This is a genomic window from Janibacter zhangyanbonis, assembly GCF_050507325.1.
Classification (GTDB): domain Bacteria; phylum Actinomycetota; class Actinomycetes; order Actinomycetales; family Dermatophilaceae; genus Janibacter.
Genome location: NZ_CP191481.1, coordinates 1,851,201 through 1,865,196 on the forward strand (window position 1 = coordinate 1,851,201; position 13,996 = coordinate 1,865,196).

13 protein-coding genes are annotated in these 13,996 nt (G+C 72.1%); 9 read left to right on the forward strand and 4 right to left on the reverse strand.

Features of this window, described 5'->3' with window-relative positions:
• Nucleotides 1-79 precede the first annotated feature (79 nt).
• The 3 genes from ACQBJO_RS09070 to ACQBJO_RS09080 all read left to right on the forward strand — a co-directional run bounded on the left by ACQBJO_RS09070 (nucleotide 80) and on the right by ACQBJO_RS09080 (nucleotide 2,515).
• Nucleotides 80-790 (forward strand): ABC transporter ATP-binding protein, encoded by a 711-nt coding sequence (locus ACQBJO_RS09070; RefSeq protein ID WP_421008344.1) that lies wholly within the window; start codon nucleotides 80-82, stop codon nucleotides 788-790.
• Nucleotides 780-1,538 (forward strand): ABC transporter permease, encoded by a 759-nt coding sequence (locus tag ACQBJO_RS09075; protein ID WP_421008345.1) that lies wholly within the window; start codon nucleotides 780-782, stop codon nucleotides 1,536-1,538. The genes ACQBJO_RS09070 and ACQBJO_RS09075 overlap by 11 nt, the downstream gene beginning before the upstream one ends.
• A gap of 65 nt (nucleotides 1,539-1,603) precedes the next feature.
• Nucleotides 1,604-2,515, forward strand: a complete 912-nt coding sequence (locus ACQBJO_RS09080) for a COX15/CtaA family protein (RefSeq protein ID WP_421008346.1) — start codon at nucleotides 1,604-1,606, stop codon at nucleotides 2,513-2,515.
• A 281-nt stretch (nucleotides 2,516-2,796) separates the two neighbouring features.
• Here ACQBJO_RS09080 and ACQBJO_RS09085 read toward each other — a convergent pair whose 3' ends face one another.
• Nucleotides 2,797-3,747 carry a heme o synthase gene (locus ACQBJO_RS09085; protein ID WP_255183495.1) on the reverse strand — a complete coding sequence of 317 codons (951 nt, stop codon included), beginning with the start codon at nucleotides 3,745-3,747 and terminating at the stop codon, nucleotides 2,797-2,799.
• 314 nt (nucleotides 3,748-4,061) lie between these two features.
• Here ACQBJO_RS09085 and tkt point away from each other — a divergent pair, with 314 nt between their 5' ends.
• From tkt to pgl, 6 genes are read left to right on the forward strand one after another with little or no spacing between them, the layout of a single operon-like run.
• Nucleotides 4,062-6,158 carry a transketolase gene (gene tkt / locus ACQBJO_RS09090; protein ID WP_421008447.1) on the forward strand — a complete coding sequence of 699 codons (2,097 nt, stop codon included), beginning with the start codon at nucleotides 4,062-4,064 and terminating at the stop codon, nucleotides 6,156-6,158.
• The gene (tal, locus tag ACQBJO_RS09095; protein ID WP_255183496.1) at nucleotides 6,155-7,294 is read left to right on the forward strand and encodes a transaldolase; all 1,140 of its coding nucleotides are present in this window, start codon (nucleotides 6,155-6,157) and stop codon (nucleotides 7,292-7,294) included. Before tkt ends, tal begins: the two co-directional genes overlap by 4 nt.
• A complete protein-coding gene (locus ACQBJO_RS09100; RefSeq protein ID WP_421008347.1) occupies nucleotides 7,291-8,907 on the forward strand; it encodes a glucose-6-phosphate isomerase in 1,617 nt (538 codons plus the stop codon). Before tal ends, ACQBJO_RS09100 begins: the two co-directional genes overlap by 4 nt.
• On the forward strand, nucleotides 8,904-10,448 hold the full coding sequence (gene zwf, locus ACQBJO_RS09105; RefSeq protein WP_255183498.1) for a glucose-6-phosphate dehydrogenase: 1,545 nt from the start codon (nucleotides 8,904-8,906) through the stop codon (nucleotides 10,446-10,448). Before ACQBJO_RS09100 ends, zwf begins: the two co-directional genes overlap by 4 nt.
• Entirely contained in the window at nucleotides 10,445-11,557 is a 1,113-nt protein-coding gene (gene opcA, locus ACQBJO_RS09110; protein WP_421008348.1) for a glucose-6-phosphate dehydrogenase assembly protein OpcA, read from the forward strand. The genes zwf and opcA overlap by 4 nt, the downstream gene beginning before the upstream one ends.
• A gap of 1 nt (nucleotide 11,558) precedes the next feature.
• Nucleotides 11,559-12,287, forward strand: a complete 729-nt coding sequence (pgl, locus tag ACQBJO_RS09115; protein WP_421008349.1) for a 6-phosphogluconolactonase — start codon at nucleotides 11,559-11,561, stop codon at nucleotides 12,285-12,287.
• A gap of 155 nt (nucleotides 12,288-12,442) precedes the next feature.
• Here the strand turns inward: pgl and ACQBJO_RS09120 are convergent, their stop codons facing one another.
• The 3 genes from ACQBJO_RS09120 to tpiA all read right to left on the reverse strand — a co-directional run bounded on the left by ACQBJO_RS09120 (nucleotide 12,443) and on the right by tpiA (nucleotide 13,996).
• Nucleotides 12,443-12,793 carry an RNA polymerase-binding protein RbpA gene (locus ACQBJO_RS09120; RefSeq protein WP_255183501.1) on the reverse strand — a complete coding sequence of 117 codons (351 nt, stop codon included), beginning with the start codon at nucleotides 12,791-12,793 and terminating at the stop codon, nucleotides 12,443-12,445.
• A 27-nt stretch (nucleotides 12,794-12,820) separates the two neighbouring features.
• Entirely contained in the window at nucleotides 12,821-13,066 is a 246-nt protein-coding gene (gene secG, locus ACQBJO_RS09125) for a preprotein translocase subunit SecG (protein WP_421008350.1), read from the reverse strand.
• A 135-nt stretch (nucleotides 13,067-13,201) separates the two neighbouring features.
• Nucleotides 13,202-13,996 carry a triose-phosphate isomerase gene (gene tpiA, locus ACQBJO_RS09130; protein WP_421008351.1) on the reverse strand — a complete coding sequence of 265 codons (795 nt, stop codon included), beginning with the start codon at nucleotides 13,994-13,996 and terminating at the stop codon, nucleotides 13,202-13,204.

The following is a 13,996-nucleotide window of genomic DNA, read 5'->3' on the forward strand; positions in this document are numbered from 1 at the left end:
GTTATGTAATTCGACGCAACACACAACAAAGGTATGCCTAACCCCACACCCGAAGGGGGTCTGCCTAGACTTGCCGCTCGTGACTGCTGCCGTCGTCGTGGAGGACCTGCGCCGCGTCTTCGGTGACACCATCGCCGTGGACGGGGCCTCGTGGGCTGCCGGCACGGGCGAGATCACCTGCGTCCTCGGACCCAACGGTGCCGGCAAGACGACGACCATCGAGTGCCTCGAGGGGCTTCAACGCCCGGACGGCGGGACCTGCCGCGTCCTCGGCACCGACCCCTGGCAGGCCAGCGCCGAGCACCGCGCCCGCGTCGGGGTCATGCTCCAGGACGGCGGCCTCCCCCAGAGCGTGCCGGCCACCCGCCTGCTCGCCCACCTCGGCCGGCTCCACCGGACCCACCGCGCCGCGGAGCTCGTCGAGCGACTCGACATCACCCCCTTCGCCCGCACGCCGGTCCGACGCCTGAGCGGCGGCCAGCGCCAGCGGGTCGCACTCGCCGCCGCCCTGCTCGGCGACCCCGAGGTCGCCTTCCTCGACGAGCCGACCGCGGGGCTGGACCCGCACGCCCGTCTGGACGTGTGGGACCTGCTGCGCGAGCGGCGCGACGAGGGCGTGGCCCTCGTCGTCACGACGCACGGCTTCGAGGAGGCCGAGCGTCTCGCCGACCGGGTCGTCATCCTCGCCGGGGGCCGGGTCGTGGCCGACGGCACGCCCGACGAGATCGCCGACGGCGCGCGTCTCGAGGACGCCTACTTCGCGCTCACCGGAGGCCTGCGTGACCGCTGAGACCACGACGAGCACCGTCCAGCCGCGCGGCCGGCGGGCCCTGGCCCAGGCGCGCTTCGAGGCCGAGATCCTCGTCCGCAACGGCGAGCAGCTGCTCGTCTCGCTCGTCCTGCCCGTGCTCGCCATGCTCGCCCTGACCGCGACCTCCTACCCGGACCTGCCCGAGCCGCGGATCGCCCTCGTCGCGCCCGGGGTGCTCGCCCTGGCCATCGTCTCCACGGCCTTCACCGGGCAGGCGATCCAGACCGCCTTCGACCGGCGCTACGGCGTGCTGCGCCTGCTCGCGACCTCACCCGTCGGCACCGACGGGCTGCTCGCCGGCAAGGCGCTGGCCGTCGCGTCCGTCGTCGTCGGCCAGCTCGTCGTCCTCGGGGTCGTCGCCGCCGTCCTCGGCTGGCGCCCCGACCCGGTCGGCCTACTCGTGACGCCGGTGAGCGCGGCGCTCGGGGTGTGGGTCTTCGTCGCCCTCGCCCTGCTGCTCGCCGGCGTGCTGCGCGCCGAGGCCGTGCTCGCGGTCGCCAACCTCGTGTGGGTCCTGCTCGCCGGGGCCGGCGGCCTGCTGCTGCCCGGCGACACCTTCGGCGGGCTCGACGCGGTCGTGCGCTGGCTGCCGTCGGGCGCGCTCGGCGATGCCCTGCGCCAGGCCCTCACCGGCGACGGCGTGCCGCTGCTGCCGTGGCTCGTGCTCGTGGGGTGGGGCGCGGTGCTCAGCCTCGCCGTCGTGCGGGCCTTCCGCTGGCGGGACTGACCCCCCCTTCGCCTGCTGCCGACCCGGTGGTCGGAGCTGCCTCGGCTACGACATACCGTAGTGGGGTGCCCGAGACCCTCCCCCAGGCTGCCCGCACGTGGCTGCCGCGCCTGCTCCTGCTCAACCTGATCGTCGAGGTCGGCATCGTCGTCACCGGCGGCCTCGTCCGGCTCACCGGCTCCGGGCTGGGCTGCCCGACGTGGCCGGAGTGCGTCCCCGGCTCCTACGTGCCGACGGTCGAGCAGGAGGAGGGCATCCACAAGCTCATCGAGTTCGGCAACCGCACGCTCACCGGCCTGCTCGGCTTCGTCGCGCTCGCGCTGCTCGTCGCGCTCTACCGCTGGGCCCGCGACCGGCGCGAGCTCGTCGTCGGCACGTGGGTCGTCATGGCCGGCATCCTCGCCCAGGCGATCGTCGGGGGTATCACCGTGCGCACCGGGCTCAACCCCTGGATCGTCGCCTTCCACTTCCTGTGCTCCATGGGCCTGATCGCCGTCTCCTCGTGGCTCTACTGGCGCCAGCGGCAGCCCTCGGGCGCGACCCGCTCGCTGCTGCACCCGCTCGTCGCCCGGCTGCAGTGGCTCCTCGTGGCCGTCGCGGCCGTCGTCCTCGTTCTCGGCACGATCGTCACCGGCTCCGGACCGCACTCCGGCGACGCCGACACCCCGGCCCGCACGGGCTTCGACCCCCGGACGATCTCCTGGCTGCACGCCGACGCGGTGATGCTCTTCGTCGGCATCTGCGTCGCCGTCTGGCTCGGCGCGAAGCTCACCCAGCGCACCGCCGGCCCCGACCGCGCGTGGTGGGTCGTGCTCATCGTCACCCTCGCCCAGGGCCTCATCGGCTACGTGCAGTACGTGACGAAGCTGCCCGAGGTCCTCGTGCTCGCCCACATGCTCGGCGCGAGCCTGCTCGTCGTCGCCATCACCCGCGCGATCGTCCTCTCCCGGACGACGGAGCCCCTGCCGGCCGACTGAGCCCCGGCGCCCACGGGCTCGGACACGCGCTTCGAAGAAGGAACGCCCGCTCGAGCGAGCGTTCCTTCTTCGACCCGGCGACGGCGGCAGCAGACGAAGGGGGCCGGTCACCGCACATCCAGCGGACGAAGGGGGTGGGTCGGCGCGAATCAAGCCGAAGTCGAGCTCGACAACTGGACCGGACGACGACGAAGGACTTCGGCCCAGCGCCGACCTGCCCCCTTCGTCAGCGCGAGGAGCAGGACGACTCGGCCCCGCGAGTGGTACCGGACCCGAAGAGGTCAGGCGAGGCCGGGCAGCGGCAGGTGCAGCAGCGGGTCGATCGCCACGCCGAGGAAGAGCAGCGTCACGTAGGTGATCGAGAAGTGGAAGAGCCGCATCGGCTTGAGGACCGACTGCTTCGCGCCGCGCTTGGCGGCGGCGTGGAGGCGGTGCGCCTCACCGACGAAGAGCCCGCCGGAGACGACGGCCGCGCCGAGGTAGACCCAGCCCATGTCCGCGACGGGGATGAGCGCGAGCGAGGTCAGGACCATCACCCAGGAGTAGGCGACGACCTGCCGCGACACCGTCGTCATCTGCTCGACGACCGGCAGCATCGGGACGCCGGCGTTGGCGTAGTCGTCGGTGAACTTCATCGACAGCGGCCAGTAGTGCGGCGGCGTCCAGAAGAAGATGACGAGGAAGAGGATGATCGCCGGCCAGCCGACGGAGTTGGTCACGGCCGACCAGCCGATGAGCGTCGGCATGCAGCCGGCGATGCCGCCCCACACGATGTTCTGCGGGGTGCGACGCTTGAGGATCATCGTGTAGCCGACGGCGTAGAGGACGATCGCGGCGAGCGAGAGCACCGCCGAGAGCGGGTTGACCAGCAGCCACAGCCACGCGGTCGACAGCGCCGTGAGCACCATGCCGAAGACGAGCGCGGCCCGCGGGGTCACCTCGCCGGTGACGAGCGGACGGTTCTGCGTCCGGCCCATCTTGGCGTCGATGTCGCGGTCGTAGACCATGTTGAAGGTGTTGGCTGCGCCGGCGCTCAGGCTGCCACCGACGAGGGTGAGCACGATGAGCGCGAGGGAGGGGACGCCACGCTCGGCGAGGAACATCACCGGGACCGTCGTGACGAGCAGCAGCTCGATGATGCGCGGCTTGGTGAGCGCGATGTAGGCGCCCACGGTGCGGCGCCACGAACGGGTCGCCGGCGACAGCTCGCGCGTCGACTCGAGAGTGGTCACGGACTGCCTTTGCCGAAGGGGGTTGGGTCACGGCCGAACTGGGCCCGGCCTCCGAGGAGTCTACCCGCGACGGGCAGTGCTCCCGGCCCCGGGTTGCACTCGTCACGGCCCCGGCGGACGGGACTAGTGTGGGCGGCAGCACGCACGCTCCCGCAGCAGAAAGGTCCTCCGTGAGCACGGACACCGCCACCTCGCCCAAGGCTCCCGCGAAGAAGGCAGCCGGTAGCGCTGCCCCGAAGGGAACGACCCGCACCGTGGCCTCGGCCAACCCCGCCGGTCCCGCCGGCACCTCGTCCCGCTCGAGCGACCTGCCGATGCCCGTGGTGAAGAAGGCCGGGTGGAGCGACCTCGACGTGCGCGCCGTCGACACCGGCCGGCTCCTCGCCGCCGACGCGGTCCAGGAGTGCGGCAGCGGTCACCCCGGCACCGCGATGAGCCTCTCCCCCGTCGCCTACCTGCTCTACCAGCAGGTGATGACGCACGACCCGGCCGACCCGACGTGGCTCGGTCGCGACCGTTTCGTCCTGTCGGTCGGGCACTCCTCCCTGACGCAGTACGTCCAGCTCTTCCTCTCCGGCTACGGCCTCGAGCTGAGCGACCTGAAGTCCCTGCGCACCTGGGGCTCGCTGACCCCGGGCCACCCTGAGGTCCACCACACCGCGGGCGTCGAGATCACCACCGGCCCCCTCGGGTCGGGACTGGCCTCCGCGACCGGCATGGCGATGGCCCAGCGCCGCCAGCGCGGTCTCTTCGACCCCGACGCCAAGGCGGGGACCTCCCCCTTCGACCACACGATCTGGTGCCTCGCCTCCGACGGCGACATGCAGGAGGGCGTCTCCGCGGAGGCCGGCTCGCTCGCCGGCCACCAGGAGCTCGGCAACCTCAACGTCATCTACGACGCCAACCAGATCTCCATCGAGGACGACACCGACATCGCCTTCAGCGAGGACGTGGGTGCGCGCTACCGGGCCTACGGCTGGGAGGTCATCGACGTCGACTGGCGCAAGACCGGTGACGGCAAGGCCTACGTCGAGGACGTCGACGCCCTGCTCGCCGCGACCCAGCAGGCGAAGAAGAACACGAAGGCCCCGACGCTGATCGTGCTGCACACGATCATCGCGTGGCCGGCCCCGACGAAGCAGGACACCGGCGCCTCGCACGGCTCGGCGCTCGGCGAGGACGAGGTCGCGGCGACGAAGGAGCTGCTCGGCTTCGACCCGAAGAAGTCCTTCGCCGTCGAGAAGGCCGTCCTCGACCACACCCGCGCTGTGAAGAAGCGCGGCAAGGAGGCCCACAAGGAGTGGGACAAGCGCTTCGCCGCGTGGCGCAAGGCCAACCCGGAGCGCGCCGAGCTGCTCGACCGTGTCGTCGCGGGCAAGGTCCCGGCGGGCCTGGACAAGGCGCTGCCGACCTTCGAGGCCTCGGACAAGGGCCTGGCCACGCGCGCCGCGTCGGGCAAGGTCCTCACCGCTCTCGCCGACGTCATGCCCGAGCTGTGGGGCGGCTCCGCCGACCTCGCCGGCTCCAACAACACGACGATGGACGGCCAGCCCTCCTTCACGCCCAAGAGCAAGCAGACCGACACGTGGAAGGGCGACGAGTACGGCCGCACCCTCCACTTCGGCATCCGTGAGAACGGCATGGGCATGGCGATGAACGGCATCGCCCTCGAGGGCCTGACCCGCGTCTACGGCGGCACCTTCCTCGTCTTCTCCGACTACATGCGCCCCGCCGTGCGCCTGGCGTCCCTGCAGCAGCTGCCGGTCACCTATGTCTGGACCCACGACAGCATCGGCCTCGGCGAGGACGGCCCGACCCACCAGCCGATCGAGCACCTCGCGTCGCTGCGGGCCATGCCCGGCCTCGACGTCGTCCGCCCGGGCGACGCCAACGAGGTCAGCGTGTGCTGGGGGCAGGTCCTCAAGAACCGCTCCACCGCGGCCCTCGCGCTCTCCCGTCAGGGCACGCCGACCGTCGACCGGTCGGAGTACGCGTCGGCGAAGGGAGCGGCCAAGGGTGGCTACGTCCTCGCCGAGTCGAGCACCGAGGTGCCCGACGTGATCATCGTCGCCACCGGCACGGAGGTCGCGGTCGCGCTCGAGGCCCGCACGACGCTCGAGAAGGCCAAGATCGGCACCCGCGTCGTCTCCATGCCGTGCCGCGAGTGGTTCGACGCCCAGTCGAAGGCCTACAAGGAGAAGGTCCTGCCGGCCGCCGTCCGGGCGCGTGTCTCGGTCGAGGCCGCGACCCCCTTCGGCTGGCGCGAGGTCGTCGGCGATGCCGGTGAGATCGTCGGCATCGACCACTTCGGCGCCTCCGCCGACGCGGCGACCCTCTACGACAAGTTCGGCATCACGTCCGCCGCCGTCGTCAAGGCGGCAAAGACCTCCATCAAGAACGCGAAGGGATGACCGCCATGGCCGACCAGCTCCCCACCGCTCCCGCCCCGATCGCCGCGCTGCGCGACGCAGGAGTCTCCGTCTGGCTCGACGACCTCAGCCGCGAGCGGCTGCGCTCGGGCAACCTCCAGCAGCTCATCGACACCACAGGGATCGTCGGCGTCACGACCAATCCGTCGATCTTCCAGGCCGCGCTCGCCGACGGCGACGCCTACACCGAGCAGCTCGGCCGGCTCGCCGCCGAGGGCAAGGACGTCGACGAGGTCGTCTTCGCCCTGACGACCGACGACGTGCGCGAGGCCTGTGACCTCTTCGCCCCGATCTTCGAGGCGACCGACGGTGTCGACGGCCGGGTCTCGCTCGAGGTCGACCCCCGCCTGGCCCACGACCCCGAGGCCACCGCGGCCTCCGCCCAGGAGCTCGCCGCCGCCGTCGACCGCCCCCAGGTGCACATCAAGATCCCGGCGACGCAGGCCGGCCTGCCGGCCATCACCCGCACCCTCGCCGAGGGGATCAGCGTCAACGTCACGTTGATCTTCAGCCTCGAGCGCTATCGCGCGGTGATGAATGCCTTCGTCGAGGGCCTCGAGCAGGCCCTCGCCGCGGGCAAGGACATCTCGAAGATCCACTCCGTGGCCTCCTTCTTCGTCTCCCGCGTCGACACCGAGATCGACGCCCGGCTCGACGCCATCGGCACGGACGAGGCCAAGGCCCTGCGCGGCCAGGCGGGCGTGGCCAATGCCCGTCTCGCCTACCAGGCCTACGAGGAGGTCTTCAGCACGCCGAGGTGGCAGCGTCTCGAGGCCGAAGGGGGGCGCCGCCAGCGTCCGCTGTGGGCCTCCACCGGCGTGAAGGACCCCGCCTACCCGGACACGCTCTACGTCACCGAGCTCGTCGCGGCCGACACGGTCAACACGATGCCGGAGAAGACCCTCGACGCGACCATCGACCACGGCGAGGTCACCGGCGACACCATCACCGGCGGCTACGCGCAGGCCCAGGAGGTCCTCGACCGGCTCGAGGCCCTCGGCATCAGCTACACCGAGGTCACCGACAAGCTCGAGGTCGAGGGCGTCGAGAAGTTCGAGAAGGCGTGGGGCGAGCTCCTCGACGGAGTGAGCGCGGAGCTGACCAAGGCCGCGAAGTGACCAGCCTCTCCGTCGCGGCTGCAGGCGCGGCGGCCGACGCGGTCGCCGCGCACGTCCCCGCCCTCGTCGCCGACGGCGTCGCGAGCGGGATCTTCGCCCAGGACGCGAGCCTGTGGGGACCGGCGGCCGAGGAAGAGGCCGCCAAGCGGCTGTCCTGGGTGGGCCTGGGGCGCACCTCGCGCCACCTCGTCGGCGAGATCTCGGCGCTGCGCGACCGGCTGCGCGAGCAGGGCGTCGACCGGGTCGTCCTCTGCGGCATGGGCGGCTCCTCGCTCGCGCCCGAGGTCATCTGCGCCACCGCCGGCGTCCCGCTCGTCGTCCTCGACTCGAGCCACCCCGATGTCGTGCGCGGGGCCGTGACCGATCTCGAGCGCACCGTCGTCGTCGTGTCGAGCAAGTCCGGCTCCACCGTCGAGACCGACTCGCAGCGTCGGGTCTTCGAGCAGGCCTTCGCCGACGCGGGCATCGACGCCGCGCAGCGCATCGTCGTCGTCACCGACCCCGGCAGCCCGCTCGACGAGCAGGCCCGCGAGAGCGGCTACCACGTCGTCAATGCCGACCCCGGTGTCGGTGGGCGCTACTCGGCCCTGACGGCCTTCGGTCTCGTGCCCTCCGGGCTCGCCGGGGCCGACGTCGAGGCCCTCCTCGACGACGCCGAGGCGGTCGCCGACCTGCTCGCCGAGGACGACGAGGCCAACCCCGCGCTGCGGCTCGGGGCGGCGATCGGCGGGACCTCCCCCCTTCGCGACAAGGTCTACCTCGTCGACCACGGCACGCAGGCTCGGGGGCTCGGCGACTGGGCGGAGCAGCTCATCGCGGAGTCGACCGGCAAGGCCGGCACCGGCCTGCTGCCGGTGGTCCTCGACCGACCCGGCGAGGGCGCTCCCCCGGCCGACGCGACGATCGTGCGGCTCGTGCCCGACGACGGTGACGACAGCGCCCCCGTGGCCGCCTCCACCGTGGACGTCGGCGGCTCGCTCGGCGCGCAGTTCCTCCTGTGGGAGGTCGCGACCGCGGTCGCCGGTCGGCTGCTCGGGATCAACCCCTTCGACCAGCCCGACGTCGAGAGCGCCAAGCAGGCCGCCCGCGACCTGATGTCGGGGTCCGGCGGGGACGAGGCGACCGACGACCTCGTCGACGGCCCGGTCACCGTGCGGCACCTCGGCGGTGACTGGCTCGGTGGGGCGACGGACGTCGACTCCGCCGTCAGCGCCCTGCTCGCCCAGCTCGACCCGCAGCACGGCTACGTCGCCGTCATGGCCTACCTCGACCGCGAGGGCGATGCTCCCTTCGCCGAGGTGGCCGACGCGCTCGCCGAGCGCGTCCAGCGCCCCGTGACCTTCGGCTGGGGGCCGCGCTTCCTGCACTCGACGGGGCAGTACCACAAGGGCGGCCCGGCCACCGGGGTCTACCTGCAGGTCACGGACACCCCGCGCGAGGACCTGCCGGTCCCCGGTCGTGACTTCACGCTCGGTGACTTCATCGCCGCGCAGGCCGGCGGTGATGCCCAGGTGCTCGCGGACCACGGCCGGCCCGTGCTCGTCCTGCACCTCACCGACCACGACGCCGGACTGGCTGCGGTGACGCGAGCCCTCACGGGGCGTGACGCATGAGCCCGGCGCGGGTCACCGCCGACTCCAACCCGCTGCGCGACCCCCGCGACAAGCGCCTGCCGCGCATCGCGGGGCCGTGCAGCCTCGTCCTCTTCGGCGTGACGGGTGACCTGGCCCGCAAGAAGCTCATGCCGGCGATCTACGACCTGGCCAACCGTGGGCTGCTGCCGCCGGGGTTCTCCCTCGTCGGCTTCGCCCGTCGTGACTGGGCGGACCAGGACTTCGGCAAGGTCGTCTACGAGGCCGTCCGCGAGCACGCGCGCACGCCCTTCCGTGAGGAGGTGTGGCGCAGCCTGTCCGAGGGGTTCCGATTCGTCCCCGGCACCTTCGACGACCCGGCGGCCTTCGACCTGCTCGCGCAGACGGTGCGCGAGCTCGACGAGGCGCGCGGTACCGGCGGCAACCACGCCTTCTACCTGTCGATCCCGCCGGGGTTCTTCTCCACCGTCTGCGAGCAGCTGCAGCGCTCCGGGCTGGCGACGCCGACGGACGACTCGTGGCGACGGGTGGTCATCGAGAAGCCCTTCGGGCACGACCTGGAGAGCGCGCAAGAACTCAACACGATCGTCGAGCAGGTCTTCCCGGCGGACTCGATCTTCCGGATCGACCACTACCTCGGCAAGGAGACGGTGCAGAACCTCCTCGCCCTGCGCTTCGCCAACCAGATGTTCGAGCCGGTGTGGAACAGCCACTACGTCGACCACGTGCAGATCACCATGGCCGAGGACATCGGCATCGGTGGCCGCGCGGGCTACTACGACGGCATCGGCGCCGCCCGCGACGTCATCCAGAACCACCTGCTCCAGCTGCTGGCCCTGACCGCGATGGAGGAGCCGACGAGCTTCAACGCCGCCGCGCTGCGCACCGAGAAGGAGAAGGTCCTCGAGGCCGTCCGCGTCCCCGAGGACCTCGAGACCGCGACCGTGCGCGGGCAGTACGCCGGCGGCTGGCAGGGCGGTGACAAGGTCATCGGCTACCTGCAGGAGGACGGGGTCGCCGCCGACTCCACGACGGAGACCTACGCTGCCGTCCGCCTCGACATCGACACCCGCCGCTGGGCCGGTGTCCCCTTCTACCTGCGCACCGGCAAGCGGCTCGGGCGACGGGTCACCGAGATCGCCGTCGTCTTCAAGCGGGCACCCCACCTGCCCTTCACCGACACCGAGACCGAGGAGCTGGGGCAGAACGCCGTCGTCATCCGCGTCCAGCCCGACGAGGGCGTGACGATGCGCTTCGGCGCCAAGGTCCCGGGCAACCAGATGGAGGTGCGCGACGTGACGATGGACTTCGGCTACGGCCGCGCCTTCACCGAGTCCAGCCCCGAGGCCTACGAGAGACTCATCCTCGACGTGCTCCTCGGCGACCCGCCGCTCTTCCCCCGCCACGAGGAGGTCGAGCTGTCGTGGAAGATCCTCGACCCGATCGAGCGCTTCTGGGCCAAGCAGCGCGGAGGCGTCGACCAGTACCCCGCCGGCACCTGGGGTCCGGCGGCCGCCGACGAGATGATGCAGCGTGACGGACGCACCTGGAGGATGCCGTGATCGTCGACCTGCCCAATGCCACCACGGCGCAGATCAGCCACCGGCTCGTCGAGATCCGTGAGGACGTGGGCGCCATGGCGCTCAGCCGCGTGCTCACCCTCGTCATCGTCGTCGACGAGGACGACGCCGAGGATGCCCTGGCGGTCGCCAACTCCGCGAGCCACCAGCACCCGGCCCGCATCGTCTGCGTCATCCTCGCCAATGCCCGCGGCAAGGCGCGTCTCGACGCCCAGATCCGGGTGGGTGGCGACGCCGGCGCCTCCGAGGTCGTCGTGCTGCGACTCTTCGGCGAGCTCGTCGGCCATGCCCGCAGCGTCGTGACGCCACTGCTGCTGCCCGACTCCCCCGTCGTCGCCTGGTGGCCGCGCGAGGCGCCCAAGGACCCGTCCGCGGACCCCGTGGGTGCCATGGCCCAGCGACGGATCACCGACTGCGCCGTCGCCGACAACACGGGTAGCACCCTCAAGCGGCTCGCTCGCACCTACCAGCCGGGCGACACCGACCTCGCCTGGAGCCGGGTGACCCTGTGGCGCGGCCTGCTGGCGACGACCCTGGACCGGGCTCCCTTCGAATCCGTCGAGTCGGCCACCGTCGTCGGCGGCGCCGACTCCCCATCCGCCGACCTCCTCGCCGGCTGGCTGCGGGCCCGGCTGCGCTGCCCCGTCTCGCTCATCCGGTCGCGCGCCGGCTCCGGCATCGTCAGCGTCCGGCTCGAGCGCGCCTCCGGACCGATCGACCTCGTGCGGCCGCAGCACGGGGCGACGGCCACCCTCGACCAGCCGGACCAGCCGCAGCGGGCCATCGCGCTCGCGCCGCGGTCGGACGCCGAGTGCCTCGCCGACGAGCTGAGCCGGCTCGACCCCGACGAGGTCTACGAGGACGCCCTGACCTCGGGTCTACCCAAGATCACCCGGCGACGGATGACGATGACCGAGGCCGTCGACGCGGGGCTCGTCCCGTCGCCGAGCGAGGCGCGCCGCACGACCGAGCGCCTCGCGGAGGAGTCGAGCGAGATCATCCGCAGCGCGATGGTGGAGGCCGCGCCGGAGCAGGCCGACCGGAGCACCAAGGCGGTCAAGCATGCCGTCCGCGAGCGTCTGGAGGACTGAGATGGCCCAGCGGATCGTCCTCGTCCACCCGGACGCCGCCACGACGGCGACGATGATCGCCGGCCGGCTGCTGGCGAGCGTCCAGGAGGCGGTGGCGCTGCGGGGCGAGGCCCACGTGGCACTCACCGGCGGATCGATGGGCTCCGCCCTCGTCGCGGCCCTCGCCGATCACCCGGCGGTCGACGTCGTCGACTGGTCCCGGGTGCACGTGTGGTGGGGCGACGAGCGGTGGCTGCCCCTCGGCGACCCCGACCGCAACGACACCCAGAACGACTCGGCGGGCCTGGACCGCCTCCCCCTCGACCCGGCTCGGGTTCACCGGGTCCCCGGCCCCGACACCTCGGAATCACCCGAGGCCGCGGCGATCGCCTACGAGCGGGCGCTGCGGGTCGACGGCGGGGGCGCCTGGGACGTCTTGCTCCTCGGTGTGGGGCCAGACGGTCACGTCGCCTCGCTCTTCCCCGGCCACCCGGCGCAGCTCCGCGACGACGCCCTCGCGATCGCCGTCCACGACTCCCCCAAGCCTCCCCCCACCCGGGTCTCGCTCACCCTCGGCTGCCTCGCCCGCTCGCACGAGGTGTGGTTCGTCGTGGCGGGCGCCGACAAGGCCGAGGCCGTGGCGAAGGGGGTCTCCGGCGCCCCCGCGCAGGAGAGCACCGCCGCACAGCTGCAGGCCCTGGGCCGAACCCTCTGGCTGGTCGACGAGGCCGCCGCCTCCCGGCTCACCTGACGCCGGCCCCCGCAGCCCATCTGACGCCCGGAAGCCCCCTGCGGACGGCCGAACACCGCCGGACAGACCTGAATCCGCATGACCCCAGGGTCATGCGGATTCAGGTCTGTCCGGCCGGGTAAATGGCCGTGGCTGAGCGGAGGCCGGGCCGTGGGTCAGCGGATGAGGCCGCGATCGCGCAGCTCGCCGAGGCGCTCCTCGAGGATCGCCTCGCCCTCGCTGTCGGAGCGGCGCTCCTTCACGTAGGCCAGATGGGTCTTGTAGACCTCGGCCGTCGGCGGTGCCGGCGGGTTGTCCTTGTCACGGCCTGCGGGCAGGCCGCAGCGCTTGCACTCCCACACGTCGGGGACCTCGACACCGTCCTCGACGGCGAAGGAGGGCGTCACCTCGTGGCCGTTGGCGCACCAGTAGGAGACGAAGGTGCGGGGCGCGGCCTCGCCGCGCTCGGCCTCACCCATGGGTCCGGCGCCGATGCGGCTGCCGCGGATCGCATTTCCACCTGCCATGTGGTGCTCCTGGGGGTGCGGGACGCGTCAGGCGTCGAAGCGGTCGATGAGTCCGATGCCGACGACGGCGGTGAACCAGACGAGGCCGACGACGATCGTGAACCTCGTGAGGTTGCGCTCGGCGACGGACGAGCTGCCGAGAGACGCCGACATGCCGCCACCGAACATGTCGGACATGCCACCGCCCTTCCCCTTGTGCATGAGGATGAGCAGGGTGAGGATCAGGCCGGTGATCACGAGGATCACCTGCAGTCCGATGCGGACGGCGTTCACGCGATCAGGTCCTTGTCGGTCGGGTCTCGGGTGCGGCACCGCCACGGCGGCGCCCGGGTCAGGATACCCCTGCAACCTGCGCCACGGGTCAGGCCGGGTGGGCGCGGCGCGCCCCACCCGGCACGACGGTCGTGGTCAGGCCGTGAGGTGCTGCTGGTAGCGGCAGATCGAGGAGAACTCCTCGGCCTCGAGAGAGGCTCCACCGACGAGGGCGCCGTCGACGTCGGCACCGGCCATGATGCTGGCGACGTTGCCGGACTTCACCGAGCCCCCGTAGAGGACGCGCACCTTGTCGGCGGTCGCGTCGGACCACATCTGCGCCAGCTTGCCGCGGATGGCCGCGCAGACCTCCTGCGCGTCCTCCGGCGTCGCAACCTCACCCGTGCCGATGGCCCACACCGGCTCGTAGGCGATGACGACCGTCTCGGCCTGCTCCGGCGTGATCCCGGCGAGGCTGCCCTCGACCTGGGCGAGCACGTGGCTGACGTGCTCGCCCGCCTGACGGACCTCGAGCCCCTCGCCGACGCAGACGATCGGTATCAGCCCGTGGCGGAAGGCCGCGACGGCCTTGCTCGCCACGACGGCGTCGGTCTCATCATGGCCCTCACGACGCTCGCTGTGGCCGACGACGACGTAGCTGCAGCCGAGCTTCGCGAGGAAGGCTCCGGAGATGTCGCCGGTGTAGGCGCCCGAGTCGTGCGGGCTGAGGTCCTGGGCTCCGTAGCGAAGCGCCAGCCTGTCACCGTCGACGAGCGTCTGGACCGAGCGCAGGTCGGTGAAGGGGGGCACGACGACGACCTCGACGGCACCGAAGTCGTGGCGGGCGTCGCGCAGGGTCCAGTCGAGCTTCTGCACGAGGTGGGTGCCCTGCAGGTGGTCGAGGTTCATCTTCCAGTTGCCCGCCATCAGCGGGGTGCGTGCGCCGGCCAT

What these genes read in the sequence shown, in the direction of transcription:
- ACQBJO_RS09120 (WP_255183501.1), bottom strand. Translation starts at nt 12,793, where the DNA reads ATGGCAGGTGGAAATGCGATCCGCGGCAGCCGCATCGGCGCCGGACCC.
- tkt (WP_421008447.1), top strand. Translation starts at nt 4,062, where the DNA reads ATGCCCGTGGTGAAGAAGGCCGGGTGGAGCGACCTCGACGTGCGCGCC.
- tpiA (WP_421008351.1), bottom strand. Translation starts at nt 13,996, where the DNA reads ATGGCCGGCGCACGCACCCCGCTGATGGCGGGCAACTGGAAGATGAAC.
- tal (WP_255183496.1), top strand. Translation starts at nt 6,155, where the DNA reads ATGACCGCCATGGCCGACCAGCTCCCCACCGCTCCCGCCCCGATCGCC.
- pgl (WP_421008349.1), top strand. Translation starts at nt 11,559, where the DNA reads ATGGCCCAGCGGATCGTCCTCGTCCACCCGGACGCCGCCACGACGGCG.
- zwf (WP_255183498.1), top strand. Translation starts at nt 8,904, where the DNA reads ATGAGCCCGGCGCGGGTCACCGCCGACTCCAACCCGCTGCGCGACCCC.